The following is a 25,889-nucleotide window of genomic DNA, read 5'->3' as shown; positions in this document are numbered from 1 at the left end:
GCAGCCCCCTCGAGCGGGTGCGGCAGTGCAGGATGGGTGCCATGTCGATCCCCACGGAGGCTGTCCCCATCCCCGATCGCGTGCGAGAGCTGGCCGCGGGCGCCGGTCTGGTGCCGGTGTGGCGCAATGGCCTGGGCGGGCGCACCTATCGCTCCGACGACGACCGCTACATCAAGCACGGACCCCGGAACCCCGAGACGACGATGGCCGGCGAGGCCGAGCGGCTGCGGTGGGCCCGGCCGTACGCCGTCGTCCCGGAGGTGCTCGAGACCGGCCACGACGCGACCTCCGAGTGGCTCGTGACCCGCGCGCTGCCCGGTCTCTCGGCGGTCGACCCGCGCTGGGTCGCCGAGCCCGCCGTCGCCGTCGCCGCCGTCGGTGCGGGCCTGCGGGCCCTGCACGACGCACTTCCCGTGGACGCGTGCCCGTTCGACTGGACGGTGCCCGCGCGCCTCGCGAAGGCCGCCGCCCGCGGCATCCGGGTTCCCGACGCGCTCGGCTCAGCCCCGCCCGTCGATGTGCTCGTGGTCTGCCACGGCGACGCGTGCTGCCCCAACACCCTGCTCGACGATCGCGGCGCGCCGCTCGCTCACGTCGACCTCGGCGCACTCGGGGTCGCCGACCGCTGGGCCGACATCGCCGTCGCCGCGATGAGCACCGAATGGAACTACGGCCCCGGCTGGGAGGACGCCCTGCTCGCCGCGTACGGGGTCGAGCCCGACCCGGAGCGCCTCGCCTACTACCGCGATCTGTGGAACGCGACCTGAGCAGCGGGGAGGACGGACCGCGCATGAGTGATACCGGCAGCAGCCACCCGAGGATGTTCGACGACGACGATCCCGTGCTCGCTCGCGTGCGCGAGCTCGCCCTCGCGCTTCCCGAGGCGGACGTCAAGGTCAGCCACGGGCGACCCGCGTTCTTCACCAGACGCGTCTTCGCCTACTACGGCGGGACGGAACGCAGCGACGACGACCGGGGGCGTCACGACCAGGCGATCATCATCCGGGCCGACCCCGACGACGAGCCCGCGCTCCGACAGGATCCGCGCTTCTGGGTGCCCGCGTACCTCGGCCCCTCCGGCTGGCTGGGATTCGACGTGGCCGAGCACAGCGACTGGACGGAGGTCGCCGAGCTCCTCGACGCGTCGTACCGGGTCACCGCGACGCCGCGACAGGTGCGGCTGCTCGACGAGCGCTGACGCGGCCGCCGACAGTGCGCGATCAGGACGGGTCAGGGCGGGGTCAGGACGGGCCGAGGATGAAGTTCCAGGTTCCGGCGAGCACCGCCGCGCTGATCGCGATCGCCGAGATCGCCGCCCCGACGGCGATGAGCGCCCACTCGCGTGCCCCGAACCGCGACTCGCGGGCCCAGGTGCGGGCACCGGGCGCGCCGAACCCGCGCGCCTCCATCGCCGTTGCGAGCTTCGCACCGCGGCGGATGGAGAGCACGAGCAGCGCGAACGCCATGCCGACGAACCGGCGCACGCGTCCTCGATCGGCGACCCCGCGGGCGCGGCGGGCGAGCTCGAGGGCCCGCCAGTCGTCGAGGAAGAGCCCGACCATCCGCAGGCCCGCGAGGGCGCCGAGGACGAAGCGGGCCGGCAGACGGACGATCTGGGCGAGCCCGTCGGCCAGGTCGGTCGGATCGACGGTCACGAACAGCACCACCGACGGGAGGGCGACGGCCAGTACCCGGACGAGGGTCGCCCCGGCCAGCGCCAGCGACCCCTCGCTGATCCGGACGACGAACCACTCGACGTAGACCTCGCCGGCGGCCTCGCCGTAGAGGGCGATCGTGACCGCCGTCAGCGGTGCCGCGAGCCACACCGGCCACGTCCGCAGCCAGAACTCCCGCCACCCGAGGCCGGCGAAGAGGAACAGCACGCACTCCAGGGCGAGGGCGACCGCGGCCGACACCACGTCGAGGGTGAGGATCAGCGGCACCGCGATCAGGGCGCTCGCGGCGAGCTTCGCGACGGGGTTGATCGCGGCGACCGCACCGGTGCGCGCGCGGGACTCGAAGAGCGTCACGAGGCCTCCTCCCGCCGAGGGAGCGCGAACCGCCGGGCATGCAGCGCCGCGACGACCGCCTCGTCGTGGGTGATCGCGACGATCGCCGCACCGTCGTCGCGGAGCCGTGCGAGCAGGCCCACGAGCTCGGCCCACGTGCGGGCGTCCTGCCCGAACGTCGGCTCGTCGAGCACCAGTACGCGCGGGGCCGTCGCGAGGGCGGCGGCGACCGTGAGCCGCCGCTTCTCGCCGCCCGACAGCGTGTACGGGTTGGCGCGGGCGAGCGGTGCCAGCCGCAGGCGGTCGAGCAGCTCGTCGACACGGGCCGCGGTCGCCGCGGCGTCGAGGCCGAGCGCGCGCGGGCCGACTTCGAGCTCCTCCCGCACGGTGCGGGCCAGGAGCTGGTGCTCGGGGTCCTGGAAGACGGTCCCGATGCGGGTGAGCAGCTCGCGGGAGCGCCAGCGGACCGGGGAGGGGCCCGCCCCGGCGGCGAGCGGATCGGTCGCGGTCAGCTCGCCCGCCGCCGGCGGCAGCAGCCCGGCGATCGTGAGCCCGAGCGTCGACTTGCCCGCCCCGTTGGGACCGACGACGGCGAGCGCCTCACCGGCGGCGACCGAAAGGTCGATGCTGTCCGCGACGCGGACGCCCCGCACCCGCTCGACGGCCAGCCCGTGCGCGGACAGCAGCATCTCTCCGGCCGCGCGCGCCGGAGGCGGAGGCGAGGCGGGCGGGATGCCGGGGACCCACACGCCCGCCTCCGCGAGCTGCGTCCGGCGACTGCCGGCCCGGTCGCCGAGCACGTCGCCGGGAGCGCCGTCGGCGATCACGCCGGCGGGTCCGATGACGATCACGCGGTCCACCAGCGGCAGCCACACGTCGACCCGGTGCTCGACCACGACGAGCGTCGCGCCCGTCCTGTCGAGCACGCGACCGACCGCTTCCCGCACCTCGACGACGCCCTCCGGGTCGAGATTGGCCGTCGGCTCGTCCAGCAGCAGGAGCCCGGGCTGCATCGCGAGCGCCCCCGCGAGCGCGAGCCGCTGCTTCTGACCGCCGGAGAGCGCCTTGGTGGGCCGGTCCAGTGGCACGTCGAGGCCGACGGCATCCAGCGCCGCGCCGACCCGTCGCCAGATCTCGTCGCGGGGAACACCGAGGTTCTCGCAGCCGAAGGCGACGTCGTCGCCGACGCGGGCGAGGATCACCTGCGAGTCGGGATCCTGCAGCACGAGACCGGCGCGGCCGCGCGACGCGGTCGCCGGGCTCCCGTCGACGAGCAGTTCGCCCGCCGATTCGCCTTCCTCGTCTCCGCCGAGCACGCCCGCGAGACCGTGGAGGAGGGTCGACTTGCCCGCGCCCGAGGCTCCGAGCAGCAGCACCCGCTCGCCCGTCCCGATGCGGAACTCCACGCCCGAGAGCGCCCACGCCCGCCGGGACGCATGCCGCCAGCCCCAGCCGCGCGCCTCGACGGCGGCGGGAGCGCCGACGACGCCGCCTGTCATCGCCGCGTCAGACGCGTTCGCGTCGCTCGCGCCCCGCGGCGAAGCGGTCGAGCGCGCCGGTGGACGCGAGTCCTCGGGCGAGCACCCACGACAGAGCGCCGGCGATCACCGCCCCCGAGACGATCGTGCTGATGAGGTAGACGACGATGAAGGTGAGATCGGCGCCCGGCCACCACAGCAGCAGGTTGTTGATCCCTCCGGCCAGCGCCGCCCCCGCGCCGGCGAGGACGGCGACCGGCAGCGTCCACGCCCGGTAGAGGAAGAGCAGGAAGACGAGCTCCGCGCCCAGTCCCTGGACGAGCCCGGCCTCGATGGTGAGGAAGCCGCCCCATTGGTTGCCCACGAGCGCCGACAGCACCGCGGCAACCGTCTCGGTGTAGAGCGCGGCGCCCGGCTTGCGGATGATCAGCGCGCCGAGCACGCCGGCGAACAGCCAGGGCCCGTCGAGCAGGCCCTGGAGCCCCGGCAGGAGCGGCTCCAGCAGCAGCTTGGGGCCGACGTAGCCGAGACCCCACGCCCAGAAGATCAGACCGGAGGCGACGCCGAGGACGCTGGCGACGACGATGTCGACGACGCGCCAGCGGAAGCGACTCCCTGCGACGGGACGGACGGTGGATGTGGACGCGGACGCGTGCATGTGTTCTCCTCCCTGCGCCGGCATGATCCGGATCAGGTTCGACGGTCGAAGCGTGGATCGCTTCCTCTCAGCCCGGCTCACCGGACTCCCGTGGTTCTGTCGATGAGTATAGTCAGCCGGCGCCGGGGTACGTTGGAGTGCGTGAGTTCGTCCGACGCACCCCCCACGTCGCGGCGCGAGATGCGCGCCCAGGCACAGGAGCGCGCGCGCACCGAATCGGCGCCGATCCCCGCCGTCCCGGCCGCTGCCGAACCGATTCCGGCCGAAACCGTCCCGGCCGCACCCGTCCCGGCCGCGAGGGCCGTTCCGGCAGAACCCTCCTCGGCGGAGCGTGCCGTTCCCGCGCGACCGGTGGCGCTCGCGTGGGTCGACGACGACGCGGTCGGCCTCCGACGCGCACCCGGAGACCTGACGGCGGCGACGAGCCCGTACGTCCCCGTGCTGCCCGACCTCCTTCCCGCGCGGCGGCGGCGCTCCGTCGTGCCCGCGCTCGTCGTCCTGGCGATCGTGCTCGCCCTCGTCGGCGGCTACACCGCGGCGACCCAGCTGTGGACCCTCGACAACGTGGCCCCGGCGGCCGCCCCCGCCGAGGCTCCCACGGTGCGCGCACCGGACACCGAGATCTCCTGGCCCGCCGAGGGCCTGGGAGCCGTCGGCATCGGCGGCGTCACGACGGTGGAGGCATCGTCGGGCGACGTGGACGCCATGGCGAGCATCACCAAGCTGGTCTCCGTCCTGATGGTGCAGGACCAGGATCCGATCGCCGAGGGCGAGGAGGGTCCCGCGCGCGAGATCGCGTACGCCGACCGTGTCGACTACTGGAGCTTCCTCGGACGGGGCGAGTCCGCCATCGATGTGCCCGTCGGGGAGACCCTCACCCGCTACCAGCTGATGCAGGGGGCGCTCATCGCCTCGGCCGGCAACTACGCCGACATGCTCGTGCGGGAGTTCTGGCCCACCGACGAGGAGTTCGCCGCCGCCGCGCGCGAGTGGCTCGACGCGCACGGGCTGAAGGGGATCACCGTGGTCGAGCCCACCGGCATCGATCGCGGGAACACGGCCGACGCGGCCTCGCTCGTCCGCCTCGGCGAGGTCGCCCTCGCCGACCCCGTCGTGGCCGAGATCGTCGCCACCCGCACCGCGGAGCTGCCGGGCGCCGGGGAGATCGACAACACCAACCCGCTGCTGTCGGACGACACCGTCGTGGGGATCAAGACCGGCGGGCTGTTCGGCCACTACAACCTCCTGGCCGCGCGCGACGTCGCGGCGGGCGACACGACGGTGCGGGTCTACGCCGCCGTCGTCGGGCAGCCGACCGAGCAGCTGCGCGCCGACGAGACCGCGGCGCTGCTCGACCAGATCGCCGCCGAGGCGTCGGTGCGCCAGACGATCCCCGCCGGGACGCGCGTCGGGAGCGTCACGACCGCCTGGGGCACGACGGCCGGCATCGTCACGGCGGCCGACGCGTCGGTGCTCCTGTGGGACGGCGCGGGCGCGACCGGCTCGGCCGAGCTCGAGCTGGGTGACGCGCGCGCTGCGGGAGACGTCGTGGGCACCATGACCCTCGCCGGCCCGCTCGATTCCGCGTCGACCGACGTGACCCTCACCGCCGCTCTCGGCGAGCCCGACGCCTGGTGGCGCTTCACCCATCCGCTCGAGCTGTTCGGCCTGGCCGGCTCGTCGTCCTGACCGGCGCCTCCGGCGCGTCGTCGTCGCGACCGCCGTCGTCCGTCAGAACGGCCAGACGAGCGGGACGTAGAGCACCGCGACCGCCAGGAACACGGCCATGAGCGGCAGCCCCAGCCGCCAGTAGTCGCCGAACCGGTAGCCGCCGGGCTGCATGACCATGAGGTTCACCGGGGTCGCGATCGGCGTGAGGAACGCGGCGGCCCCGGCCACCGTGATCGCCATCATGAACGGCAGCACGCTGGCGTCCAGCTCGGCGGCCACGGCCACCGCGATCGGCGCCACGACCAGCACGGTGGCGATGTTGGAGATGAACTGGCCGAGCACCATGGTCAGCAGGCACAGCACGAGCAGGGCCAGATGCGGCGACGCCGAGCCGATGACGCCGAGCACGCGGTCCGCGATCATCCCGGCGGCACCGGTCGTCACGAACGCCGACGACAGCGGCACCATGCCCGCGATGAGGATGACGGTCGTCCACGAGATCGCGCGGTAGGACTGCGGGACCGTCAGCACGCGGGTGAGCACGATGGCGCCCGCCGCCAGGAGCCCGGCCACGACCGGCGGGACGGCTCCGGTGGCGAGGAGGACGACCATGAGGGCGAGGATGACGAGGGCGCGTCGGGCGCCGCTTCCGAGCGGGACCGCGCGCTGCAGCGACTGGGGCGGCGTGACGGCGATCACGTCGGGCGAGGCGGCATAGCGCTCGAGCGCGTCCCACGGTCCCTGCACGAGCACCGCGTCTCCGGCGCGCAGGGTCAGCGAGCCGGCGACCGCGGTGCCGCGGGACGCGTTGGGGCCATCCTCCTCGCCGCGGCGCAGCGCGAGGATCACGAGGTTCTCGTCGCGTGTGGTCATCCCGGCGCACACCGTGCGGCCGATCAGCGGCGACCGCGGAGCCACGAGCACTTCGAGGGCGCCCTCCCGCGCGCTGAAGAGCGTCCCGGTGTCGAGGTCGACGTCGTACGAGGAGCGCAGCACGCGGGCGTGGTCGCGCGGGTCGGGTGCGGCCGACAGCAGGCGCTCGGCCACCCGGACGGGCAGGAGCCGGTCGCCGAGGAGCACGACCACGACGGTGGTCAGCACGACCAGCGGAAGGCCCACGAGTGCGAACTCGAAGAAGCCGAACGCCCGCCCGCCGGCGGCGGCCGCGGCATCCGAGACGACGATGTTCACGGGCGTGCCGGTGAGCGTCAGGAGCGATCCCGCACTCGCCGCGAACGCGAGCGGGATGAGCATCTTCGACGGCACGATCCCCGCCCGCACCGCGACGACCACCACGACCGGCAACAGGGCGGCGACCGCGCCGTTGATGCTGATGAACGCCGAGAGCGCGGCGGCCAGCAGCACCACGATCACCGTGAGCGTGCGACGTCCCGTCCCCGCCCGGGTGATGACCTGGTGGCCGAGCCATGCGGTGACCCCCGTGGCATCCAGCGCCTCGCTCACGACGAAGAGGCTCGCGATGAACAGCACCGTGGGGTCGCCGAAGCCGGCGAGCGCCTCGGGGAGCGTGAGCACCCCGGTCGCCCACAGCGCGACGGCGACCCCCAGCGCGACGACCGCCAGCGGGATCCGCGAGCTCACGAAGGCGACGACGGCGGCGCCGAGGATGACGAACGTCCAGGCTGCCGGGTCCATGCCCCGACTCTAGGCGCTGAGGCACCCCGCCACCGGTGCCTCCCTCGTTCCGCCGAGCCGACATGTTTTCGCCGAGCCGACACGCTCCATGCGGTGCGTAGCGTGTCGGCTCGGCAAAAGCGTGTCGGCTCGCGGAGGGGGAAGCCGCCGCGGGCGCTAGACGAAGCGGACGGTCTGCTGCAGCCGGGTGCGCACGTCGAAGAGCTCGTTGCCGCCGATCTCGCGGGCGCCCTGCACGCCGCGGCGGAGCACGGTCGCCAGCGCCGAGCGCGACACCACCGCGACGGCGATCCCGCGCACCCGGCCGAGCTCCTCGATGGCGGTCGTGACGTCGTCGTCGGGCAGCACCACGAGCGCACCGCTGAACTTCACGCGCGCGGCGCGTCCGACCGCGCGCGTGCGGGCCACGAGGGATGCCACGGGGGCGCCCCGGCCGACGGCGTCGCCGATCAGCTCGCCACGACGGGTGCGCACCGGCCCGCCGAAGTCCTCCGAGAGCACGGAGTACAGCCCGCTCGGACCGAGCACGATGTGATCGAGCTTCGCGTCGGGCTCGCGGGGGTCCGCGGCCACGTCGTGCCACACCGTGTAGCCCATGCCGAGATCGCCGACGATCCGCGCGGTCGCCTCCTCGGCGAGGGCGTCCGCGAGGAGGCGTCGCAGCTCACGCGGGGCGGTGCGCACGAGCGCCGGATCGTAGGGGTTCTCGAGCGCGACCCCGCGGCCCACCCACTCGCGCATCAGCGTGAGGTAGCGCTCGCGGCGCCAGCCTCCGGGCTGCCCGAACGAGCGGGCGCGGGGGCGCGTGTCGGCTGCGGCCGACGGCGGGCGCCACGTGGGGGCCTCGCCGCCCGCGCCGCCGGCACCTCCCGGGGCGAACGACCGCGGCGCGTCGCCGAACCCGTGCCCGCGGTCGTAGGCGGCCCGCGCCTCCGGCGTGCCGATCAGCTCCCACGCCCGCTGCACCTGCACGAATAGTGCGGCGTCGCCGCCGGTGTCGGGATGGGTCTGGCGCAGCCGCAGGCGGTAGGCGCGCCGGAGCCCTTCCTCATCGACGTCGGGCGCGACGGCGAGGACCTCGTACGCCGAGGCGGACAGGGGGCTGTCGAACACGGTTCAGCTCCAGAGCGCCACGTCGGGCCGGTACGCGAGCGCCTGGGCGCCGATGTCGGACGGCAGCTCGGCGAGGGTCGGCGGGTTCCACACCGGCGACCGGTCCTTGTCGATCAGCTGGGCGCGGATGCCCTCGACGAGGTCGGGCTGGCTGGTCGCGAACCACATCACCAAGCCGTACTCCTGCGCCAGCGCCGCCCGCAGACCGGGAAGCCCTCGCGCCGACCGCACCGCGGCCAGGGTGACCGCCAAGCCCGCGGGGGCCAGCGCCGAGAGCGTGTCGGCCGTCGCCCGCGCGTCGGCCTCGGGTCGTTCGCGCAGCCGGTCGATGATCTCCGCCACCGTGGCGGCCGAGAACGCGTCGTCGATCCACGGGCGTGCCGCCTCCAGCGCCGAGGCGGGCGCGGTCTCGTCGAACAGCAGCACCAGCTCGGTCGGGGTGTGCGGGTCGGCGCGGGTGACGAGGGCGTCGTGGAGGTCGCCGAGGCGCTCGGACGGCACGAGGTGGTCGGCGAAGCCCGCGTAGATCGCGTCGGCGGCGTCCATCGTCGCACCCGTGAGCGCGAGGTACTCGCCCGTCCGGCCCGGGGCGCGGGCCAGGAGCCAGGATCCGCCGACATCGGGGGTGAAGCCGATCCGGGTCTCGGGCATGGCGAGCTTCGAGCGCTCCGTCACCACTCGTACGGCGGCGTGGCCGGCGAGGCCGATCCCGCCGCCCATCGTGATGCCGTCCGCGATCGCGACGATCGGGCGGGGGAACTCGGCGAGCCGTGCGTTCAGCGCGTACTCCGCGCGGAAGAAGGTCGCGGTCTCGTCGGCACGGCCCGCGACGATCTGCGCGTGCAGGCCGCGCACGTCACCTCCGGCGCAGAATCCGCGCTCGCCCGCACCGTCGAGCAGTACCACCTGGATGTCGGGGTCGCGCTCCCACCGGTCGAGCGCTGCATCGATCTCGTGGATCATCGCGAGATCGAGCGCGTTGATCGCCTCGGGCCGATCGAGGGTCAGATGACCGACGCTGCCGTCGGCGTGCGCCCGCACGCGGGAGGGAGACGGATCGGCGGTCGTGGCGGGTTCACTCACTCCGCTCACGCTACCCGAGCCGGCCCGGCGGAGGCCGACCGCGGCGCCGGGGGAACGGGGTCGTCACGCTCCGTCCCGGCCGATCACGAGGTACGGGTCGGTGCGCAGCGAGCGACGCGCGGCCAGGCGTGCGACCACGGCGCTCGCGCCGACGCTCAGGAGGACGACGACCACCGAGACGACCGCCGGGCGCCACGCGAGCGCGGCGATCCCCGGATCGCTGCCGAGGAGTTCCGCGGCGGCGGACGCGACGAGAGGTGTCGCGAGGGCCGCGAGGACCCCTCCGGTGAGCGCTCCCCCCACTGTCGCCAGGACGCTCTCGGCGACGACGAGGCGGCGGATGTCGGCGACGCTCCAGCCGTTGACGCGCAGCAGGGCGAGGTCGCGCACCTGCCCCCGCACCATGGTCGCGATGCCGGTGGCCGTTGACGCCAGCAGGATGAGGAGGCCCAGCCCGGCGGCGACGCCGGCCGCGAGGGGCAGGAGCGTGAAGACGGCGGGGAGTCGCCCCAGCCGGTCCGCGAGGGGGCTCGCCGCGAAACCGAGCGCGCGGAGCTCCGCGGTGAGCGGGCCCACCTGCGCAGGGCTGCGCGCCACGACGAGCGCCGAGACGACGCCGGCGCTCTCGAGGTAGCCCTCCGGCGTCATGCCTTCGCGAGCGGCCACGATCTCCAGCGCGGTCTCGAACGACAGGAGGGCCACTCCGGGTCCGTAGACCTGCCAGGCCGGGTCGTACGCGCCGGACAGCGTGAGGGCGATCGGGGTCGAGGCCCCCTCCTCCGCTCCGGTCCGGGTGGTGATCTCGAGGTCGAGCTGCTCCCCCACGCGGGCGGCGAAGTCGGCGCCCTGCGCCCGGGCGGGTGCCAGGAAGGCACCCGGCCCCGGCGGCTCCGTCACGCCCGGTGGCGGCTGGGACGCCTGGAACGCCGCGATCGGGAGCACCCATCCCCCGTCGGCCGCGTAGAGCGACGCGCCGTCGAGTGCCGGTTCGACGGAGCGGACGCCCTCGAGCTCGGCGATGGCGCCGAGCGCCGTGGCGGTCAGCGGGCGCGCGTCTGCGGCGTCGGCGCCCACGTCGATGACGGCGAGACTGCCGTCGACGAGGTCGCTGGCGATCGTCGCCTGGAGGTTCCAGGCGAGGCCCCCGAGCGCGGCGACCAGCAGGGTCGTCGCAAGCGCGGCGACCATCGGTGCGGCGCGCTGGGTGCCCCGCCGGATGCGCAGCAGCGCCCACGCGAGGATCTCGCCGCTTCTCCGTCGCTGCCCGTTCATGCCGTGCCTCCCGGGGTGAGTTCCACGACCCGGTCGCACCGGAGCCGCACGTGGTCGTCGTGCGTGGCGACCACGACGGCGCGTCCCCGGCGGGTCGCCGCCTCGAGCGCGTCGAGCACGCGGGCGGTGTTGACCGCGTCGAGGCTGCCGGTCGGCTCGTCGGCGACGATGACATCGGCACGCGATGCGACCGCCCGCGCCACCGCGAGCCGCTGGCGCTGACCGCCCGACAGCTCGTAGCCGCGACGATCGGCGAGGGCGCCCAGGTCGAACGCGGCGAGGACGCGCTCGGCGCGCGCCCACATCGCGCGGCGGGGAAGCCCCCAGGCCGTCGCGACGTTCTCCCAGACCCTGAGGTAGGGATGGACGGCGTGCGTCTGCAGCACGTATGCGGATGCGACTGACCCGCGGGACGTCCGCACGCCCGCGGTCGGCTGGAGGAGGCCTCCGATCAGTCCCAGCAGTGTGCTCTTCCCCGCTCCGGAGGGGCCGGTGACGCCGACGAACTCACCCGCGCCGAGCGCGAGGGTGAAGGGGCCGAGAACCGGCGCGCCCGGGCCGCCCGGGTACTCGAAGAGGACGTCGTCCAGTCGGACGAGGCACGACGATGGCGTCACGTCAGCTCCACACTCAGATCGAAGGACACCTGGCTCAGCATCCGGGTCACGTCGACGGCGCCGCGGCCGCTCGCTCTCGAGCGGTACCAGCCACCGGACGACCGAACGAAGCCGGCGGAGACCGCGGCGTCGAAGGGCTCCTGGAGCCAGTCCTCGTCGCGCTCGGGGGTGGCGCCGGCGGCCGCGGCCGCGAGCCCGGAGCGGCACAGCGCCTCGTCGACGTCTCCCCGCCTCAGCGCGGCGAGCACGGCGTCGGCGAGCGCGCGCGGGTCGGCGACCGTCCGGCGCTCGCCGAGGCGGTCGAACCGGACGAGGTGACGGATCACCGCGCTGCGGACGCAGTCGTCGTCGGTCTCGCGCGCCAGCGCGCGGTGCAGCGGCGTGCCCGGGACGCCGTCGAGCACGCCGAGATCGGACGCCGTCTCGATGAGGCTCACCGGGTCGGCGGTGTCGAGGACGTCGGCGTCGGGTTCCCCCAGCAGCCTGGTGGCGGCCGACACCGCCGCCCGGCACCCGCCCGAGTCCCGCGACGACAGGGCGCACACCCTTGCGGCGCCGAGCAGCCGGTGCGGTGCGTGCGTCGTGACGGAGGCGGCCTCGGCGACGTGGTCGATGCGGGCGGCGGTGTCCGCGTCGAGGCGCGGCTCGATCCCCTGGGTCTGCAGGAGCCTCACCGCCGCCGCCGTCGTCCAGAGCCCCTCGTCGAGACCGCCCTCGGCGAGGACGGCACCGTCGAGGCCGCGCACGTCGTGGTCGTGGAGCAGCCCGTCCTCACTGCGGAAGCGGTCGAGGCTCGACGCGTCGAACGCGGGCGCGGGAGCGCAGCCGCCCAGGAGGATCGTCGCGAACAGCGCGGTCACGGCGGCCACGGCGGTCAGGGCGCGAGGCCGCCGGGTCGGGTCAGTCATCGTCGGGTTTCCCTTCGTACAGGTCGAGGTCCGCGGCGGCCGCAGCGACCGACAGCGGGGCGGGCTCGTCGCCCCACAGCAGGAGGCCGCGGGCGCCGGCCCGGACCGGCTCCTCCGGCTGCCCGCCGGCGAGCGCGGCGCTCGCGGTGCCGGCGTCGCGCGGCGCCAGTCGCGCGGCCCAGGAGAGGTCGCAGTAGCCGGTGAGGTCGGCCGCTCGCGCCGCCTCGCGGAACGCGGCACGTGCGGCGGTCCGCTCCGCCGGCGGCCAGGTGCCGATGGTCGCGACCTCGCGGAACACCGCGATCTGGACGCGCGCGCACCCGTCGAAGGGGCGTTCCGACAGCGAGGCCACGATCGCATCGACGCGCTCCGGGCCTGCCGGACGAGCGAGCGCGAGGGCGGCGAGCAGGCCGTCGAGCGCCGTGGCGGTGAGAGGGGTGCCCGCCGCGACCGCCTCGCCGGCGCGGAGTCCCGGCTCGACGAGCGCACCGCACGTGCTGCGCAGCGTCGCGCAGGCCGCGAGGACGAGCAGCGCGTCTCCGGATGCGGCACGGGCCTCGCGCGTCATGAGGTCCAGCACCTCGGCGGCCTCAGCATCGCCGAGGGCGCGCTCGCCGGCGGTCAGGAGACGCAGCCCCGCGAGCGTGCCGTTGAGCGAGCCCGAGACCTGCGCCGGACGACGGTGGGTGCCGTCCGCGGCACGACGCTCGGCGACGACCGTCGTGATCGCCCGGACCGCATCGGCACGCCGCCCGGATTCGTCGCGCGCCGCCACGCGCAGCGCGGAGAGGAGCACCTGGGGGTCGTCGCTGTCGAGCGCGTCGTCGATCGCGCAGCGCTCGAGCGCCCCCATCGCCGCGGACGGCGTGAGGAGGAGCGCGGCGGCGGCCTCGAGGGAGGTGCGGTCGTCGCACTCCTCCGGCGCGCCGCCGGCGAGGTAGGCGCTGGCCACCTCGATGCGGGCCGGCGACCGGTCCATGTCCGTCAGGACGTCGACCCACTGGAGCGCGAGCGCGGCGTTGGACGACACGGCGGCGAGGATCCGCTCGACGGACACCCTCCGGCCGTCGAGCAGGTCGTCGTCCGCCAGGCACCACGCGACGTGGACGGCGGCGAGGACGTCGAGTGAGACGGCCGCCTCGTCGATCCGCGCGAGTCCGGCGCCCTTCGCCCGCGCGTCGGCGACGATCGCGGCGGCCTCTGCGTCGATCACGGCGCGCGCTGCGGCGGGCCCGAGCGCCGAGCACACCGCATGCGCCTTCCACAGCGGGTCGTCGGCATCGTCCCGCCACAGCTGCCGCCAGCGAGCGAGCGAGGGCGCGTCGTCATCGTCCGTCCGGCGCCGGTCCCGGAGGTCACTCGGAGTCAGCCGGTCGATGCGCACGGCGTAGGCGGTGTCGGCGACCGTCGCCGCGTCGAACGCCGCCACAGCGACGTTCGACAGCAGTCCGTTGCCGCCGCGGTACGCGTCGAGCTCCGCCAGAGAGGCTGTCCGGGCGGGCCCCGCCGCGGGCGCGCATGCGCTGAGCGCACCTGCGATCACGACGAGGCCGGCGCACAGCGCACCGGCTCGGGCTCTCACACCCCGACGCAGGCGCTCGAGCTCGCCCGCACCCCGGCCACCTCGGCGTACGCCCCCGAGCAGAGCCCCAGCGCCACGATCGACCAGGTGGCGGACGCGGAACCGGAGTGGTCGGAGATCCAGGTGTTGTAGTTGGTCCACACGAGGTTGCGGGCCGTGCCGCTCGTGCCGGCGACCGTCACTCCGCCGACAGTGACGGTGCCGACCCCCCAGGCGTTGAAGTCGGCCGTGTTGCGGATCTTCGAGACCTTGTAGGCCGACCCGGACTTCAGCGCCTTGGCGGACGTCTGGAAGCCGCACGACGTGGTCCAGGTGTTGCAGAGCCAGACGTTGGCCTGGATCACCGCCCCGGTGTTCGGCAGCTTGGACGACGAGGAGGAGCTCACCGCCGAGGCCGGCAGCGCCGTCGTCGCGGCCAGCGCGGCGGCCATCAGCACCCCGGCGAGCGCCTTCTTCCATGACGTCGACTTCGACGACCGATTCCCGACCATGTCTCACTCCATCCTCTGCAGCGCCGCGGCGCTTTCGCGGGAGCGGTGCGGCCGGCCCCGTTCGAGACCGGCGCCTTCACACGCGCTCATTAATGAACACTGCTCAAAGTAGTGCGGACCGAGCGCGCCCGTGCGAGTTCTCCACAGGGTGCATGACCCCCATCGTGCGCACGGGCGTGCCGGGACCGGTGCGCAGACGACGTCGAGCCGTGCACCGCGTCGCGATGTTCCGCGTCGGAGCCGCGCACCTCCGTGCCGAGCCTCCGTGCCGAGCCTCCGTGCGTCCGTACCGGGAGCGGGCGGAGGCGCGCCCGCGGAATCACCTCCGTCGTCGGGCGCGGCGTCGTGCGATCCGACAGGATGGGAGGACACCGCACCGACGAGAGGTTCGCCATGCCCGACGGACATGTCCTCGAGTTCGCCGGGGTCACCAAGCGCTTCGGCCCCGTGACCGCCGTCGACCGCTTCAGCGCCCGCGTGGAGCCCGGAGTCGTCACCGGCTTCCTCGGTCCCAACGGCGCCGGCAAGACCACCTCCCTGCGGATCCTCCTCGGGCTCATCACCGCGACCGAGGGCACCGCGACGATCGGCGGCCGGCGCTACTCGCAGCTCGACCAGCCGCTGCAGACCGTGGGAGCCGCGCTGGAGGCGTCGAGCTTCCACCCCGGTCGCAGCGCCGCGAACCACCTGGCCGTCTACGCCCGCGCGGCGGGGCTGCCCCTCACCCGCGTCGACGAGGCGCTCGGCACCGTCGGGCTGGCCGACGTCGCGGGGCGCAAGGTCGGCGGGTTCTCGCTGGGCATGCGCCAGCGGCTGGGCCTCGCCTACACCCTGCTCGGCGACCCGGGCGTGCTCGTCCTCGACGAGCCCTCCAACGGCCTCGACCCCGAGGGGATCCGGTGGATGCGCGGCTTCCTGCGCGAACTCGCGCGGCAGGGCCGCACGGTGCTCGTGTCCTCGCATCTGCTCACCGAGATCCAGCAGACCGCCGAGGCGCTGCTGATCATCGCGCGCGGACGGCTCGTCTTCCAGGGCGCGCTCGCCGACCTGACCGCCCAGGACGAGCAGGTCGCCGTCGTCGACGCGCCCGACCGCGCCGCCCTCGGCGACGCGCTGACCGCCGCCGGGATGAGCTTCGACGTGCTGCGCAGCGGACTGTCGGTCCGCGGCGCCGACACCGCCGCGATCGGCGCCGTCGCCGCAGCAGCCGGTGTCGCGCTGTCCGCACTGCAGCGCCGCGGTCCGGCGCTCGAGGAGGTGTTCCTGGCGCTGGTCGACGGGACCGCGGAGCACGCCCTTCCGCGCCTCGCCCTCGGCACCGCCCCGGACCCCGACACTGCTGCGGACGTGGCCGCACCACCGCCGGAGGCCACTCCGGACGACGCCGCACCACCGCCGGAGGCCACTCCGGACGAGCCCGCGCCGCCCGCGGACGTCGACCAGACCTGGGACGCGGGGCACACCCCGACCGACGCCGACCTCGAGGCGGATCGCTTCTTCGCCCGCTACGACGCGGCTGCGGCAGGCGAGGCGGCTGCGGCAGACCACGCGGCTGCGGCACCCGCCGACGAGGCCACCGACGCCGCCCGCACCGATGACACCCAGGGAGGTGACCCGCGATGACCCTGGTCCGCGCCACCCGCTCCGAGCTGACCAAGCAGTTCACCACGTCGATGTGGTGGGTCCTGGCCCTCGTCCTCGTCGTGTACGTGGGCAGCACCGCCGGCGGCCTCGCCGGACTGTTCGCCGCCCTGTCCAACGGCACGCTCCCGGCCGGCGGCGCCAATGCACCTGCGATCCCCGCCGATGCGCTGCCGCCGATCATCTACAGCCTGGCGACGGCGGTGGGCTACATCTTCCCGCTCCTGATCGGCGCCCTGCTGGTCACCGGCGAGTTCCGTCACAAGACCCTCACACCGACCTTCCTCGCGACCCCCCGCCGCGGCGTGGCCCTGGCCGGCAAGGTGCTCGCGGGCGTCCTGATGGGGCTCGTCTTCGCCGTCGTCGCGCTCGTGGCGACCGTCGGCCTCGGGGCGACGGTGCTGGCGCTGATGGGCATCGACACGCAGCTCGGTGAGGCGGACACCTGGGCCATGCTCGGCCGCATCGTCCTCGCCTTCGTGCTGTGGGTGCTGATCGGGATCGGGGTGGGGACGCTCGTGCGCAATCAGGTTGCCGCCGTGGTCGGCGTGATCGCGTTCACCCAGTTCCTGGAGCCGATCCTGCGCACCGTGGCGGGCTTCGTCGACGGGGTCTCGGGCGCCGCGCAGTTCCTCCCCGGCGCCACCTCCGACGCGCTCGTCGGAGCCAGCTTCTACTCCACGCTGAGCGTCCCCGGCGGCGGATCCGACGCGCTCGAGTGGTGGGCGGGCGGTCTGGTGCTGCTGGCGTACGCGCTGGTGCTGATCGTCGTCGGCTACCTGGTCAGCTGGCGACGCGACGTGAGCTGACGGGATCCCGCGATCAGGTCGCGGCGGGGACGATCTTCGGCGTGCGCGCGCGCCGCGGCTTGACCACCGGCGCCGGGATCGCGCCCGTCACGATCTCCGTGACCTCGACGGCCTCGGCGTCGGTCTCGAGCCGCAGCGCCTGCACCAGGGCGAGACCGTGACGCGTGGTGAGCACCACGCGCTGGAACTCCGCCGCCGCTCCCGCCCCGGCGCCGGGGTCGAGATCGATGACGACGGCGGGCTTGCGGCGCTTGACGACGATGAAGTCGTCGCCGCCGGCCGACTTCCACGTGCCCATCGCGACGACGCCGCGCACCTGCGTGCCCGGACTGGGCACTCCGCGCAGCCACGTCCACGGGTCGTCGGTCAGCTGCACGCGGACGATGTGGGCGCGCTCGATCCGCAGCCTCGAACGACGGAACGAGAGGGCGCGCTCGAGCGGCGACAGCACGACTTCGAGCTGCGCGGAATCGAGCAGCAGAGTCACCATGCCTCCCAGTCTGCCCGGTTTCCGCTGCGCGTTTCCTCACAGAGCGGCAACGATCCGCACGGGTCGTCCCGTGCCGCCCGCGCGCGCTGTCAGACGGCGAACTCGTCCGTGGCGTGCGGGAGCGGGAAGCCCGAGACGGCGGCGATGAGGCCGTCGACGGTCTGCTCGCGTGCGACGACGCTGACGCCGAGGCCGGCGCGCTTGGCGTCCTTCGCCGTGCGCGGACCGATCGCCGCGATCACCGTCTCGGCGGGGATGTCGGGGAACTGGAGGTGCACCTGCTCGGCGACCGAGCCGCTCGTCACGAGGATCGCGTTGATGCGGCCGGAACGGACGTCGGCGGCGATGCGCTCGGTCACCGGTACACCGACCGTCCGGTAGGCGACGACGCTGCGCACGTCGTGACCGGCGGCGCTGAGCTCGCGGGTGAGCACGGGCTTGGCGATCTCGCTGCGGAGAGTCAGGATGCGGCGCGGCTCGGGTTCGAGGGCGATGAGCTGGGCGGCCATCCCCGCGGCGGAGTTGTCGTCGTCGGGCACCAGGTCGACCCGGTAGCCGACCGCCGTCAGCGCCGCCGCCGTCGTCTCGCCCACCGCGGCGACCTTCGTGGTCGCGGGGATCGCGGCGCGGTAGGCGTACAGCACGTCGACCGTCGTGGCACTGGTGAGGGTGACCCAGTCGAACGCGCCCGCCGCCAGGTCGGCCAGCGCCTCTTCGAGCGTCGCCTGATCGGTGGACGGGGCGAAGTTTATGAGCGGCGCGATGACAGGGGTCGCACCCTGGGCGCGCAGGGTGGCGGCGACCGAGTCTCCCCAGGGCCCGCCGCGCGGAACGAGCACACGCCAGCCCTTGAGGGGCTTGTGCGGCGCGGCGGCCGTGCTGTGTGCGTTCATCGTCGACTCTCGTGGTGCAGGGATCGGACGCACAGGGCGCCCGACAACGCGATGCCCTGTCGCGCGGATGAGCGCGTGCCTCGGGCGTGCATCGCCGGCAGCATCCGCCTCATTGCCACTGCCTGTAGATGGATACTACCCCCGGCAGCGGCATGCGAAGCCGGGCCTGCGCGAAGCGGATACCGGCCCGACGTGACTCAGCGCGTGTACAGGCGCACCAGACCCCAGACCGCCAGGCCCGCCGCCGCGGCCACCCCGACCGCTGCGGCGACCGCTGCCGACGGGTTCTCGCGGTGGAACCTGCGCACCGCCACGACACCGCGTTCGGTGGCCCGGGCGACCCGCTTGGGCACGTTCGCCTTCTCCTCGATGGCCGCCAGGGCGGCCTTGAGCTCGGCACGGGCCTTCTCGACGGGGTCGGTGATGCCCAGGGGCACGGCGGTGCGGGGAACGACCGCCCCTGCCACGGGGGCTCCGGTCACGGCGGTGCGGGGGCGCGAGGTCTCAGAACTCATCGAAGACGTCCTTCACGATGCGGGTGTCGGTGGCGAGGGCCTTCTTGGGACCCTCGGAGCTGCGGAGGTGACGGATGCGCCGCAGGCCCAGCAGGGCGAACACGACGGCGGCCAGCAGTCCGACCACCAGCACGATCAGACTCGCCAGCCACGCGGGGATCCACGACGAGAGCCCGATGATCGCGAAGGCGCCCAGCGCCGGCAGCGACCAGAACAGGAAGAACAGGGCGACGATGAACCAGACACCGCCCATTCCGACGTCCTTGCCCGCGCTGGCGGCCCACTTCTTCGCCGAGTCGACCTCGGCGACGACGAGGTTGCGCACCAGCTCGGGCACGTCGCCCAGCAGGGTGAGGAGTCCGTCGTCCGCGCGATCGCGGAAGCCGCGAGGCGTGGTCATCTCAGCTCTCCGCCGCCTTCTTGGTCCGCGTCGATGTCGAGCTCTTGGTCCCGCTGGACGTCGAGCCCGTCGACTTCTTCGCGCCGCCGGCCGCGCCCTCGGTCGCCTTCTTCACCTCGGCGGCGGTGGTCTCCGCTCCGCGGCTGACCTCCTCGGCCGAGTCCTTGCCGGCGCTGATGACGGCGTCGAGGCGCTGACCGGGCGTGCCGTTCTTGGTCGCCGCCTTGGTCACCTTGACCGCGCCGTCCCAGATCGCGCTCGGCAGGGCGAGGGCCGCCGACTTGCCGAGCCCGGCCACCTTGTCGACCTGCTTCTGCACCGGGTCCGTGTTCCAGACCTTCAGGAAGCCCGACTTGATCTGGTCGTACCGCTCACGTCCGGCACGCGACCCGAGCACGTAGCCCGCTGCGATTCCGACGACGAGTCCGAATTTGCCCCTCATGGGGTCTCCTCACGCTGGTGGCGATGTTGCGTCCTTCGCTCCAGGGTAGCCCCGTATGCCGATTCCGGCATGCCCCCTTCTCTCTGGGAGTGAGGAGTGCTAGAAGGAGCCCGCCGCGTCATCCCCCCAGAGCACCCGGCGACGGAGTCTCACGGCCTCGTCGATCGCGTCGGCCACGGCGTCGGCGCGTCCGCCTCCGCTGATCCACGGCGCGGCCAGCCCGAGCCCCGGGGTCGCCTCGACGGCGGCGTGCAGCGCCGCGGCCTCCTCCGCCGCGCCCAGCCGGACCGCCGGGAACGCACCGTCGCGGCGCACCCGCCGCGACGCCACGACGGCGGACGCCGCGAGCGGCACCCCGAGCGCGACCGATGCGGCCGCCTGCGCCGTCGCCGCCGTCGCCGCGTCGTCGGCATCCGACGCCGCAAGGGTCACGTGCAGCACGCGCTCGCCGTCGCCCACCGCCGCGGCGAGCGAGGGGTGCGTGGCCGTCAGGTCGACGACGCGACGGACGCCTTCCCGTGAGGAGACGACCTCGGACGGGGCCGCGCCGGAGATCGAGGGCGCCCGGACCCGCAGCAGGACGACGTCGACGGGCGGCGTGGCCTCGGCCGGCGGCAGCTCGACCAGTTCCGCCAGCAGGCTGCGGGTGCGCGCCTCCTCGGCGGCGACGATGACGATGTCGGCCGTCACGACGGACGATGCGGAGTCGTCCGCGAGATCGTCCGCGGCCGGCTCGCCCACCTCGATGCGCCACTCCCCGCCCTCCCGCGAGATCGACCGCACGCGCGTGCCGGTGCGCACCTCACCGCCGAGGTCGCCCAGTCTCGTCGCCAGAGCGGACGGCCACGCGGCGGGGTCGTCGAAGACGAGGGCGCCCGCCTGCGGCTGCGCCGCGACCTCCGCCACCGCGCCGCCGAGGGAGCCGCTGCGGGTGAGCGCGCTGTTGAGGCCGCGCGCCGCCACCTCGACGTCGACGTCGGACGGGTCCAGGCCCCACCGCGCCCGCGTCACCGGCGCGACGAGTCGGTCGCACACGCGATCGCCCATTCGCGAGCGCACGAGGGCCGCGAGATTCCGCTCGCGTCCGATCGTCAGCGGCGGGCGTACGCGATCGAGGTAGGCCCGCCAGGTGCCCGCCCAGCCGATCACCCGGCGCACGGCAGGATCCCACGGGTTCGGCGGGATGCCCAGCAGGGCGCCCTCCGGAAGCGGCGCGACGGGCGCCGGGGCGGCTGCGGAGAGGTCGGCGATCCCGGTCCGCGCCGGACGCAGCACCTCCAGGCGATCGGCGAGGCCGAGCTCGGAGACGAGCTCGGTGAACGCCGGCACGTCGGCGCCGAACCCGTCGGCGTCGACGTCGACCGTCACACCGCCGAGGTCGACCGTGTCCGCGACCGGGGCGCCTGCGCCGGCGTCGTCGAGGACCGTCACCGCCATGCCCACCTTCGCGCACTCCAGTGCCGCGACCGCCCCCGCGGCGCCGATCACCACCACGCGGGTCTCGCGCGCGTGGGCGACCAGTTCGGCGGCGTCGGGCATGACATCCATCCTTCCACTCCGTCTCTGCGCGTTCGGTGGGACGATGGCTCCATGGCTCTGCACATCACCGGCGACCCCGATGCCGACCGCCTGCTCACCGACGACCCGCTCGCGCTGCTGATCGGCATGCTGCTGGATCAGCAGATCGCGATGGAGACGGCTTTCAGTGGCCCGCGCAAGATCGCCACGCGCACCGGATCCGGCGACCGCCTCGACGCCGCCGCCCTCGCGGGGTACGACCCCGATGAGCTGACGGCGGTGTTCACGCAGACGCCGGCGGTCCACCGGTTCCCGGGATCGATGGCCGGGCGGGTGCAGTCGCTCTGCCAGAGCCTTCTCGACGACTGGGACGGCGACGCCGCCGCGATCTGGCGCGATGCCGACGGCCCCACCGTGCTCAAGCGGCTGAAGGCGCTGCCCGGGTTCGGCGATCAGAAGGCGAGGATCTTCCTCGCCCTGCTCGGCAAGCAGTACGGCTTCTCGGGCGCGGGCTGGCGGGAGGCCGCGGGCGCGTACGGCGAGGAAGGGTCGTTCCGCTCCGTTGCCGACATCGTCTCGCCCGAGTCGCTGGCGAAGGTCCGCGAGCACAAGCGGGCGATGAAGGCCGCCGCCAAGGCCGGCTGACCGCTCGTCGATTCGTGCTTGCCCCGCGGCGTGCGGTGCGGGAGGGTGGACGGGACGCCTTGCGGGAGGCGTCGCCGACATGGCGCGGCACGCTGCGCACTGGGGACCTGGGAGTCACAATGAAGCTTCGCGCTGCCGCCGTCTTCGCCGCCTTCGCCGTCGTCGCCGGGGCACTTTTCGCACCGGCGGGCGGTGCACCGTCCACCGCTGAAGCCGCCGGGCCGGCGGCATCCGCTCCGCCGCTGGCGGTGCCGGCAGCCGACGATCGCCCGGCGCCGCCGAGCTCCGGGCGTCGCGACCTCACCGGAGCCGCACCGAGCGAGGAGGCCGGCGTGGTGGGCAACGGCGCCCTGTCGAGCCTCGTCGAGAGCCTGACCTCGGGCGACGGCGTGCCCGATGAGCTGGTCGGCGCGGTGACCGTGCGGGGCGACGCGATCCGCGTGGAGGTGACCCACACCGACGAGGCCGCAGCGCGCGCGGCGATCGCCGCCGCCGGCGGGTCCGACGTCGTCTCGATCGTCAGCGGGCTCCTCGCCGCCAGCGTCCCCGCCCGCGGGATCGCCCGTCTCGAGGCTGCGCCCGCGGTCACCGCCCTCACCCTCCCGGCCTTCGCAGCGCCGGCGCCCGACAGCATCCCCGTCCCGCACGCCGCACAGGGCGTCAACGGCGGCGACGTCTACGCGAAGACCCTCGTGCAGCAGTGGCACGACATCGGGATCACGGGCAAGGGCGTCTCGGTCGGCATCATCGACTACTTCGATCGCGCCACCTGGCGGGATGCCAGGGCCGGCGGTGAGGTGCCCGACGTCGCCGGCACCTTCTGCCGCTGGGGCGGCCTGAGGTGCGACGTCTTCGCCTCGCCGAGTCCCGACATCCACGGCGTCGCCGTGGCCGAGGCGATCCACGACATGGCGCCGAAGGCCACGATCTACGTGGCGACGGTCCAGTCGAACGAAGACCTGAAGGGCGCGATCGACTACTTCGCCTCGAAGAAGGTCAAGATCATCAGCCGTTCGCTCGGCGGCTTCTACGATGCCGCCGGTGACGGCTCGGGCGCCTCGGCGAAGCTCGTCAACTACGCCGTGAGCAAGGGCATCACGTGGTTCAACTCCGCGGGCAACTCCGGCGCGTACAACCAGACGTACTCGGACGGCTCGACCGAGTGGGTCGGCGGCTACTGGCGCCAGAAGTGGCGGGACACGAACGCGAACGGCTGGATGGACTTCGAGACCGTCGTGCGCGACGCCGACGGCGTCCCGACCGGCGCCAAGACGTACTCCGAGACCATGTGGATCTACTGCACGCCGTATTTCCGCCTGCGCTGGAACGACTGGGGCACCGGAAAGCGCACCGACTACGACATCTACCGGATCAACGGCGACGGCACGGTCCGCGCGCCGGGCTACACGCCGAACGATCAGTCGGAGAGCGGCGTGGTACCCCTGGAGCTCCAGAACGGCAGCTCGAACTACTTCGGGTGCACCTCGGACTGGATCGAGGTCGGCATCTACCGGCACTCGGCGGGCGACGGGTCGTCGGACGACGTCCTCGAGCTCGCCGGGAACTCCGGCGACATCGCGCTGACCGCCTCCTCGACCGGAAGCGCCGGGGCCGCCTATGTCGACAGCCGCAACAAGGGGATGGCGGCCGTGGGCGCCGTCGACCCGGTCGAGGGTGTCGCTATCGCCGGCTACAGCTCGCAGGGTCCCACGAACGACGGCCGCATCAAGCCCGAGATCAGCGCCGGCTCCAACTTCACGAGCCGCGCCTACACGTACGCCGGCAAGGGCGGGCACTTCAACGGCACCAGCGCGGCGACCCCGGTGGTGGCCGGACTCGCCGCGGTCGTGCTCGAGCGTCACGACCACCTGACGCCTGCGCAGCTGGTGAACTACCTCCGGAAGAGCCAGACCACTGACCGCGGAGCCGCCGGCGCCGACAACGTCTTCGGTTCGGGCGAGCTCATCATGAAGCCGATCTCCGTCGTGCCGTTCACGTCGACGCCCGCCCCGACGATCAGCGGCACACGCGCGGTGGGCTCGACCCTCACCGCGGTGGCCCGGTGGTCGCCCACAGCGAAGTTCACCTACCGGTGGTACCGCAGCGGCACCCTCATCTCGGGGGCGACGAGGGCCACGTACACGCTCACGGCCGCCGACGGCGGCAAGCGCATCCGCGTGATCGTGCGCGGCACGCACGCCGGCATCACACCAGCGGAGAACCACTCGGCGTACACCGCGGTCATCGCGAAGCTGTTCGCGAAGTCGCCTGCTCCGAAGATCACGGGGACGGTCAAGGTCGGCCGGACGCTGACGGCCTCGGTCGGCACCTGGTCGCCCCGGCCCGCGTTCACCTATCAGTGGAAGCGCAACGGCAAGAGCATCAGCGGCGCGACGAAGTCGAGCTACAAGCTGACCTCGAAGGATGCCGGCACCCGCATCACGGTGACCGTCACCGCGAAGAAGTCCGGCTACAAGACGACGGTCCGCACGAGCGCGAAGACCGCCACCGTCAAGCGCTGACGGCGGCCACCCGTGCGCGTTTCCTCCGGTGCCGCGCGGCGGTCACGGGAGCGGCGGCGCCGCGCGGCTCAGGCGCCGCGGAGACGCTCGGCGAGGTAGCCCTGCAGCGCGTCGAGGGGCACGCGCTCCTGCGCCATGGTGTCGCGGTCGCGGACGGTGACGGCCCGGTCGTCGAGGGAGTCGAAGTCGACGGTGACGCAGAACGGGGTGCCGACCTCGTCCTGCCGGCGGTAGCGGCGGCCGATGGCGCCGGCGTCGTCGAAGTCGACGTTCCAGCCCTGCGCACGCAGGGCGTCGGCCGTCTCGCGGGCCAGCGGCGACAGGTTCTCGTTGCGGCTGAGCGGCAGCACCGCGACCTTGATGGGCGCCAGGCGCGGGTCGAGCTTCAGCACGGTGCGGGTGTCGGTGCCGCCCTTGGCGTTGGGCACCTCCTCCTCGACGTACGCGTCGACGAGGAAGGCCATCATCGACCGCGTCAGACCGAACGACGGCTCGATGACGTACGGCACGTACTTCTCGCCGGACGCCTGGTCGAAGTACGTGAGCGACTGGCCGGACGCCTCGATGTGGCTCGACAGGTCGAAGTCGGTGCGGTTGGCGACGCCCATGAGCTCGCCCCACTCCTTGCCGGGGAACCCGAAGCGGTACTCGAAGTCGATGGTGCCGGCGGAGTAGTGCGCGCGCTCGTGCTCGGGCACGTCGAACTGCCGCATGTTCTCGGGGTTGAGGCCGAGGTCGAGGAACCAGTCCCAGCACGCCTGCACCCAGTGCTCGAACCACTGCTGCGCCTCGGCGGGCGGCGTGAAGAACTCGATCTCCATCTGCTCGAACTCGCGCGTGCGGAAGATGAAGTTCCCGGGCGTGATCTCGTTGCGGAACGCCTTGCCGACCTGGCCGATGCCGAAGGGCGGCTTCTTGCGCGACGCGGTCAGGACGTTCGAGAAGTTCACGAAGATGCCCTGCGCCGTCTCGGGGCGCAGGAAGTACAGGCCCGACTCGTCGTCGACGACGCCGAGATAGGTCTTCACCAGACCGGAGAAGGCCTTCGGCTCGGTGTACTGACCCTTGGTGCCGCAGTTCGGGCACGGGATGTCGGCGAGGCCGTTCTCGGCGGGGCGGCCCTTGCGCGCCTCGAAGTCCTCGACGAGGTTGTCGGCCCGGAAGCGCTTGTGGCAGTGCAGGCACTCCACGAGCGGATCGGTGAACGTCGCGACGTGGCCGGAGGCCTCCCAGACGCGCTTGGGGAGGATCACCGAGGAGTCGAGCCCGACCATGTCGCCGCGGCCGCGGACGAAGGTCTGCCACCACTGCCGGCGGATGTTCTCCTTCAGTTCGGTCCCGAGGGGTCCGTAGTCCCACGCCGACCGCGAACCGCCGTAGATCTCACCGGCCTGGAACACGAACCCGCGGTGACGGGCGAGGGCGATGACTTTGTCGAGACGGGACTGCTCGGCCACAGGTGGCTCCAAATGGTCG

At 73.7% G+C, this 25,889-nt stretch carries 25 protein-coding genes and 1 riboswitch; of the genes, 7 read left to right on the top strand and 18 right to left on the bottom strand.

The features are described from left to right. The first annotated feature begins 41 nt into the window (after positions 1-41). Positions 42-767, top strand: a complete 726-nt coding sequence (locus QQZ13_RS10570) for an aminoglycoside 3'-phosphotransferase (protein ID WP_284529025.1) — start codon at positions 42-44, stop codon at positions 765-767. A 23-nt stretch (positions 768-790) separates the two neighbouring features. Next, positions 791-1,198, top strand: coding sequence for an MmcQ/YjbR family DNA-binding protein (locus QQZ13_RS10565; RefSeq protein WP_284529024.1), 408 nt, complete (start codon positions 791-793; stop codon positions 1,196-1,198). Positions 1,199-1,241: 43 nt separating this feature from the next. Here QQZ13_RS10565 and QQZ13_RS10560 read toward each other — a convergent pair whose 3' ends face one another. From QQZ13_RS10560 to QQZ13_RS10550, 3 genes are all read right to left on the bottom strand, one after another. Further along, entirely contained in the window at positions 1,242-2,030 is a 789-nt protein-coding gene (locus tag QQZ13_RS10560; protein WP_284529023.1) for an energy-coupling factor transporter transmembrane protein EcfT, read from the bottom strand. Beyond that, positions 2,027-3,508, bottom strand: coding sequence for an ABC transporter ATP-binding protein (locus tag QQZ13_RS10555; RefSeq protein WP_284529022.1), 1,482 nt, complete (start codon positions 3,506-3,508; stop codon positions 2,027-2,029). Before QQZ13_RS10555 ends, QQZ13_RS10560 begins: the two co-directional genes overlap by 4 nt. A 7-nt stretch (positions 3,509-3,515) precedes the next feature. Continuing rightward, a complete protein-coding gene (locus QQZ13_RS10550; RefSeq protein ID WP_284529021.1) occupies positions 3,516-4,145 on the bottom strand; it encodes an ECF transporter S component in 630 nt (209 codons plus the stop codon). Continuing rightward, positions 4,138-4,247, bottom strand: a riboswitch (TPP riboswitch). (Overlaps the previous gene by 8 nt.) 39 nt (positions 4,248-4,286) lie before the next feature. Here QQZ13_RS10550 and QQZ13_RS10545 point away from each other — a divergent pair. Further along, the gene (locus tag QQZ13_RS10545) at positions 4,287-5,834 is read left to right on the top strand and encodes a D-alanyl-D-alanine carboxypeptidase family protein (protein WP_284529020.1); all 1,548 of its coding nucleotides are present in this window, start codon (positions 4,287-4,289) and stop codon (positions 5,832-5,834) included. A 42-nt stretch (positions 5,835-5,876) separates the two neighbouring features. Here the strand turns inward: QQZ13_RS10545 and QQZ13_RS10540 are convergent, their stop codons facing one another. The 8 genes from QQZ13_RS10540 to QQZ13_RS10505 form a co-directional block, all read right to left on the bottom strand. Next, on the bottom strand, positions 5,877-7,472 hold the full coding sequence (locus QQZ13_RS10540) for an SLC13 family permease (protein WP_284529019.1): 1,596 nt from the start codon (positions 7,470-7,472) through the stop codon (positions 5,877-5,879). Between the two features lie 156 nt (positions 7,473-7,628). Further along, a complete protein-coding gene (locus QQZ13_RS10535; RefSeq protein WP_284529018.1) occupies positions 7,629-8,585 on the bottom strand; it encodes a DnaJ domain-containing protein in 957 nt (318 codons plus the stop codon). 3 nt (positions 8,586-8,588) lie between these two features. Then, positions 8,589-9,668 (bottom strand): enoyl-CoA hydratase/isomerase family protein, encoded by a 1,080-nt coding sequence (locus tag QQZ13_RS10530; protein WP_284529017.1) that lies wholly within the window; start codon positions 9,666-9,668, stop codon positions 8,589-8,591. A 63-nt stretch (positions 9,669-9,731) separates the two neighbouring features. After that, positions 9,732-10,940: an FtsX-like permease family protein gene (locus QQZ13_RS10525; protein ID WP_284529016.1), complete on the bottom strand. Its 1,209-nt coding sequence runs from the start codon at positions 10,938-10,940 to the stop codon at positions 9,732-9,734. Continuing rightward, positions 10,937-11,557, bottom strand: a complete 621-nt coding sequence (locus QQZ13_RS10520; protein WP_284529015.1) for an ATP-binding cassette domain-containing protein — start codon at positions 11,555-11,557, stop codon at positions 10,937-10,939. Before QQZ13_RS10520 ends, QQZ13_RS10525 begins: the two co-directional genes overlap by 4 nt. Then, positions 11,554-12,465 (bottom strand): hypothetical protein, encoded by a 912-nt coding sequence (locus QQZ13_RS10515; RefSeq protein ID WP_284529014.1) that lies wholly within the window; start codon positions 12,463-12,465, stop codon positions 11,554-11,556. The genes QQZ13_RS10520 and QQZ13_RS10515 overlap by 4 nt, the downstream gene beginning before the upstream one ends. Then, positions 12,458-14,047: a hypothetical protein gene (locus QQZ13_RS10510; protein ID WP_284529013.1), complete on the bottom strand. Its 1,590-nt coding sequence runs from the start codon at positions 14,045-14,047 to the stop codon at positions 12,458-12,460. The genes QQZ13_RS10515 and QQZ13_RS10510 overlap by 8 nt, the downstream gene beginning before the upstream one ends. Then, on the bottom strand, positions 14,044-14,538 hold the full coding sequence (locus QQZ13_RS10505; RefSeq protein WP_284529012.1) for a hypothetical protein: 495 nt from the start codon (positions 14,536-14,538) through the stop codon (positions 14,044-14,046). The genes QQZ13_RS10510 and QQZ13_RS10505 overlap by 4 nt, the downstream gene beginning before the upstream one ends. 393 nt (positions 14,539-14,931) lie before the next feature. Between QQZ13_RS10505 and QQZ13_RS10500 the strand changes: the two genes are divergently transcribed. After that, a complete protein-coding gene (locus QQZ13_RS10500; RefSeq protein ID WP_284529011.1) occupies positions 14,932-16,161 on the top strand; it encodes an ATP-binding cassette domain-containing protein in 1,230 nt (409 codons plus the stop codon). Further along, positions 16,158-16,988, top strand: coding sequence for an ABC transporter permease (locus QQZ13_RS10495; RefSeq protein ID WP_284529010.1), 831 nt, complete (start codon positions 16,158-16,160; stop codon positions 16,986-16,988). The genes QQZ13_RS10500 and QQZ13_RS10495 overlap by 4 nt, the downstream gene beginning before the upstream one ends. 13 nt (positions 16,989-17,001) lie before the next feature. On the opposite strand, the gene QQZ13_RS10490 is transcribed toward QQZ13_RS10495, so the two are convergent. The 6 genes from QQZ13_RS10490 to QQZ13_RS10465 all read right to left on the bottom strand — a co-directional run bounded on the left by QQZ13_RS10490 (position 17,002) and on the right by QQZ13_RS10465 (position 21,267). Next, a complete protein-coding gene (locus tag QQZ13_RS10490) occupies positions 17,002-17,478 on the bottom strand; it encodes a hypothetical protein (RefSeq protein ID WP_284529009.1) in 477 nt (158 codons plus the stop codon). Between the two features lie 89 nt (positions 17,479-17,567). Further along, on the bottom strand, positions 17,568-18,371 hold the full coding sequence (locus QQZ13_RS10485; protein WP_284529008.1) for a uroporphyrinogen-III synthase: 804 nt from the start codon (positions 18,369-18,371) through the stop codon (positions 17,568-17,570). A gap of 197 nt (positions 18,372-18,568) precedes the next feature. Beyond that, positions 18,569-18,886: a hypothetical protein gene (locus QQZ13_RS10480; protein ID WP_284529007.1), complete on the bottom strand. Its 318-nt coding sequence runs from the start codon at positions 18,884-18,886 to the stop codon at positions 18,569-18,571. Further along, entirely contained in the window at positions 18,876-19,286 is a 411-nt protein-coding gene (locus QQZ13_RS10475) for a phage holin family protein (protein ID WP_284529006.1), read from the bottom strand. The genes QQZ13_RS10480 and QQZ13_RS10475 overlap by 11 nt, the downstream gene beginning before the upstream one ends. A 1-nt stretch (position 19,287) precedes the next feature. Next, positions 19,288-19,728: a hypothetical protein gene (locus QQZ13_RS10470; RefSeq protein ID WP_284529005.1), complete on the bottom strand. Its 441-nt coding sequence runs from the start codon at positions 19,726-19,728 to the stop codon at positions 19,288-19,290. Positions 19,729-19,827: 99 nt separating this feature from the next. Continuing rightward, positions 19,828-21,267, bottom strand: coding sequence for an NAD(P)/FAD-dependent oxidoreductase (locus QQZ13_RS10465; protein ID WP_284529004.1), 1,440 nt, complete (start codon positions 21,265-21,267; stop codon positions 19,828-19,830). Between the two features lie 51 nt (positions 21,268-21,318). On the opposite strand from QQZ13_RS10465, the gene QQZ13_RS10460 reads away from it, so the two are divergent. Then, the gene (locus tag QQZ13_RS10460; RefSeq protein ID WP_284529003.1) at positions 21,319-21,891 is read left to right on the top strand and encodes an HhH-GPD-type base excision DNA repair protein; all 573 of its coding nucleotides are present in this window, start codon (positions 21,319-21,321) and stop codon (positions 21,889-21,891) included. Positions 21,892-22,010: 119 nt separating this feature from the next. Beyond that, positions 22,011-24,413 (top strand): S8 family serine peptidase, encoded by a 2,403-nt coding sequence (locus QQZ13_RS10455; protein ID WP_284529002.1) that lies wholly within the window; start codon positions 22,011-22,013, stop codon positions 24,411-24,413. A 68-nt stretch (positions 24,414-24,481) separates the two neighbouring features. Here QQZ13_RS10455 and QQZ13_RS10450 read toward each other — a convergent pair whose 3' ends face one another. Continuing rightward, positions 24,482-25,870, bottom strand: coding sequence for a glycine--tRNA ligase (locus QQZ13_RS10450; protein WP_284529001.1), 1,389 nt, complete (start codon positions 25,868-25,870; stop codon positions 24,482-24,484). Positions 25,871-25,889 lie beyond the last annotated feature (19 nt).

The sequence above is a fragment of the Microbacterium sp. T2.11-28 genome (genome assembly GCF_950097975.1).
Taxonomy (GTDB): domain Bacteria; phylum Actinomycetota; class Actinomycetes; order Actinomycetales; family Microbacteriaceae; genus Microbacterium.
This window is presented reverse-complemented; position numbering and strand designations above follow the sequence as displayed.

Excerpts from the sequence above, each read along its gene's own strand:
- QQZ13_RS10570 (WP_284529025.1), top strand. The coding sequence starts at position 42 with ATGTCGATCCCCACGGAGGCTGTCCCCATCCCCGATCGCGTGCGAGAG.
- QQZ13_RS10565 (WP_284529024.1), top strand. The coding sequence starts at position 791 with ATGAGTGATACCGGCAGCAGCCACCCGAGGATGTTCGACGACGACGAT.
- QQZ13_RS10555 (WP_284529022.1), bottom strand. The coding sequence starts at position 3,508 with ATGACAGGCGGCGTCGTCGGCGCTCCCGCCGCCGTCGAGGCGCGCGGC.
- QQZ13_RS10550 (WP_284529021.1), bottom strand. The coding sequence starts at position 4,145 with ATGCACGCGTCCGCGTCCACATCCACCGTCCGTCCCGTCGCAGGGAGT.
- QQZ13_RS10540 (WP_284529019.1), bottom strand. The coding sequence starts at position 7,472 with ATGGACCCGGCAGCCTGGACGTTCGTCATCCTCGGCGCCGCCGTCGTC.
- QQZ13_RS10525 (WP_284529016.1), bottom strand. The coding sequence starts at position 10,940 with ATGAACGGGCAGCGACGGAGAAGCGGCGAGATCCTCGCGTGGGCGCTG.
- QQZ13_RS10515 (WP_284529014.1), bottom strand. The coding sequence starts at position 12,465 with ATGACTGACCCGACCCGGCGGCCTCGCGCCCTGACCGCCGTGGCCGCC.
- QQZ13_RS10505 (WP_284529012.1), bottom strand. The coding sequence starts at position 14,538 with ATGGTCGGGAATCGGTCGTCGAAGTCGACGTCATGGAAGAAGGCGCTC.
- QQZ13_RS10500 (WP_284529011.1), top strand. The coding sequence starts at position 14,932 with ATGCCCGACGGACATGTCCTCGAGTTCGCCGGGGTCACCAAGCGCTTC.
- QQZ13_RS10495 (WP_284529010.1), top strand. The coding sequence starts at position 16,158 with ATGACCCTGGTCCGCGCCACCCGCTCCGAGCTGACCAAGCAGTTCACC.
- QQZ13_RS10490 (WP_284529009.1), bottom strand. The coding sequence starts at position 17,478 with ATGGTGACTCTGCTGCTCGATTCCGCGCAGCTCGAAGTCGTGCTGTCG.
- QQZ13_RS10485 (WP_284529008.1), bottom strand. The coding sequence starts at position 18,371 with ATGAACGCACACAGCACGGCCGCCGCGCCGCACAAGCCCCTCAAGGGC.
- QQZ13_RS10480 (WP_284529007.1), bottom strand. The coding sequence starts at position 18,886 with ATGAGTTCTGAGACCTCGCGCCCCCGCACCGCCGTGACCGGAGCCCCC.
- QQZ13_RS10475 (WP_284529006.1), bottom strand. The coding sequence starts at position 19,286 with ATGACCACGCCTCGCGGCTTCCGCGATCGCGCGGACGACGGACTCCTC.
- QQZ13_RS10470 (WP_284529005.1), bottom strand. The coding sequence starts at position 19,728 with ATGAGGGGCAAATTCGGACTCGTCGTCGGAATCGCAGCGGGCTACGTG.
- QQZ13_RS10465 (WP_284529004.1), bottom strand. The coding sequence starts at position 21,267 with ATGCCCGACGCCGCCGAACTGGTCGCCCACGCGCGCGAGACCCGCGTG.
- QQZ13_RS10460 (WP_284529003.1), top strand. The coding sequence starts at position 21,319 with ATGGCTCTGCACATCACCGGCGACCCCGATGCCGACCGCCTGCTCACC.
- QQZ13_RS10455 (WP_284529002.1), top strand. The coding sequence starts at position 22,011 with ATGAAGCTTCGCGCTGCCGCCGTCTTCGCCGCCTTCGCCGTCGTCGCC.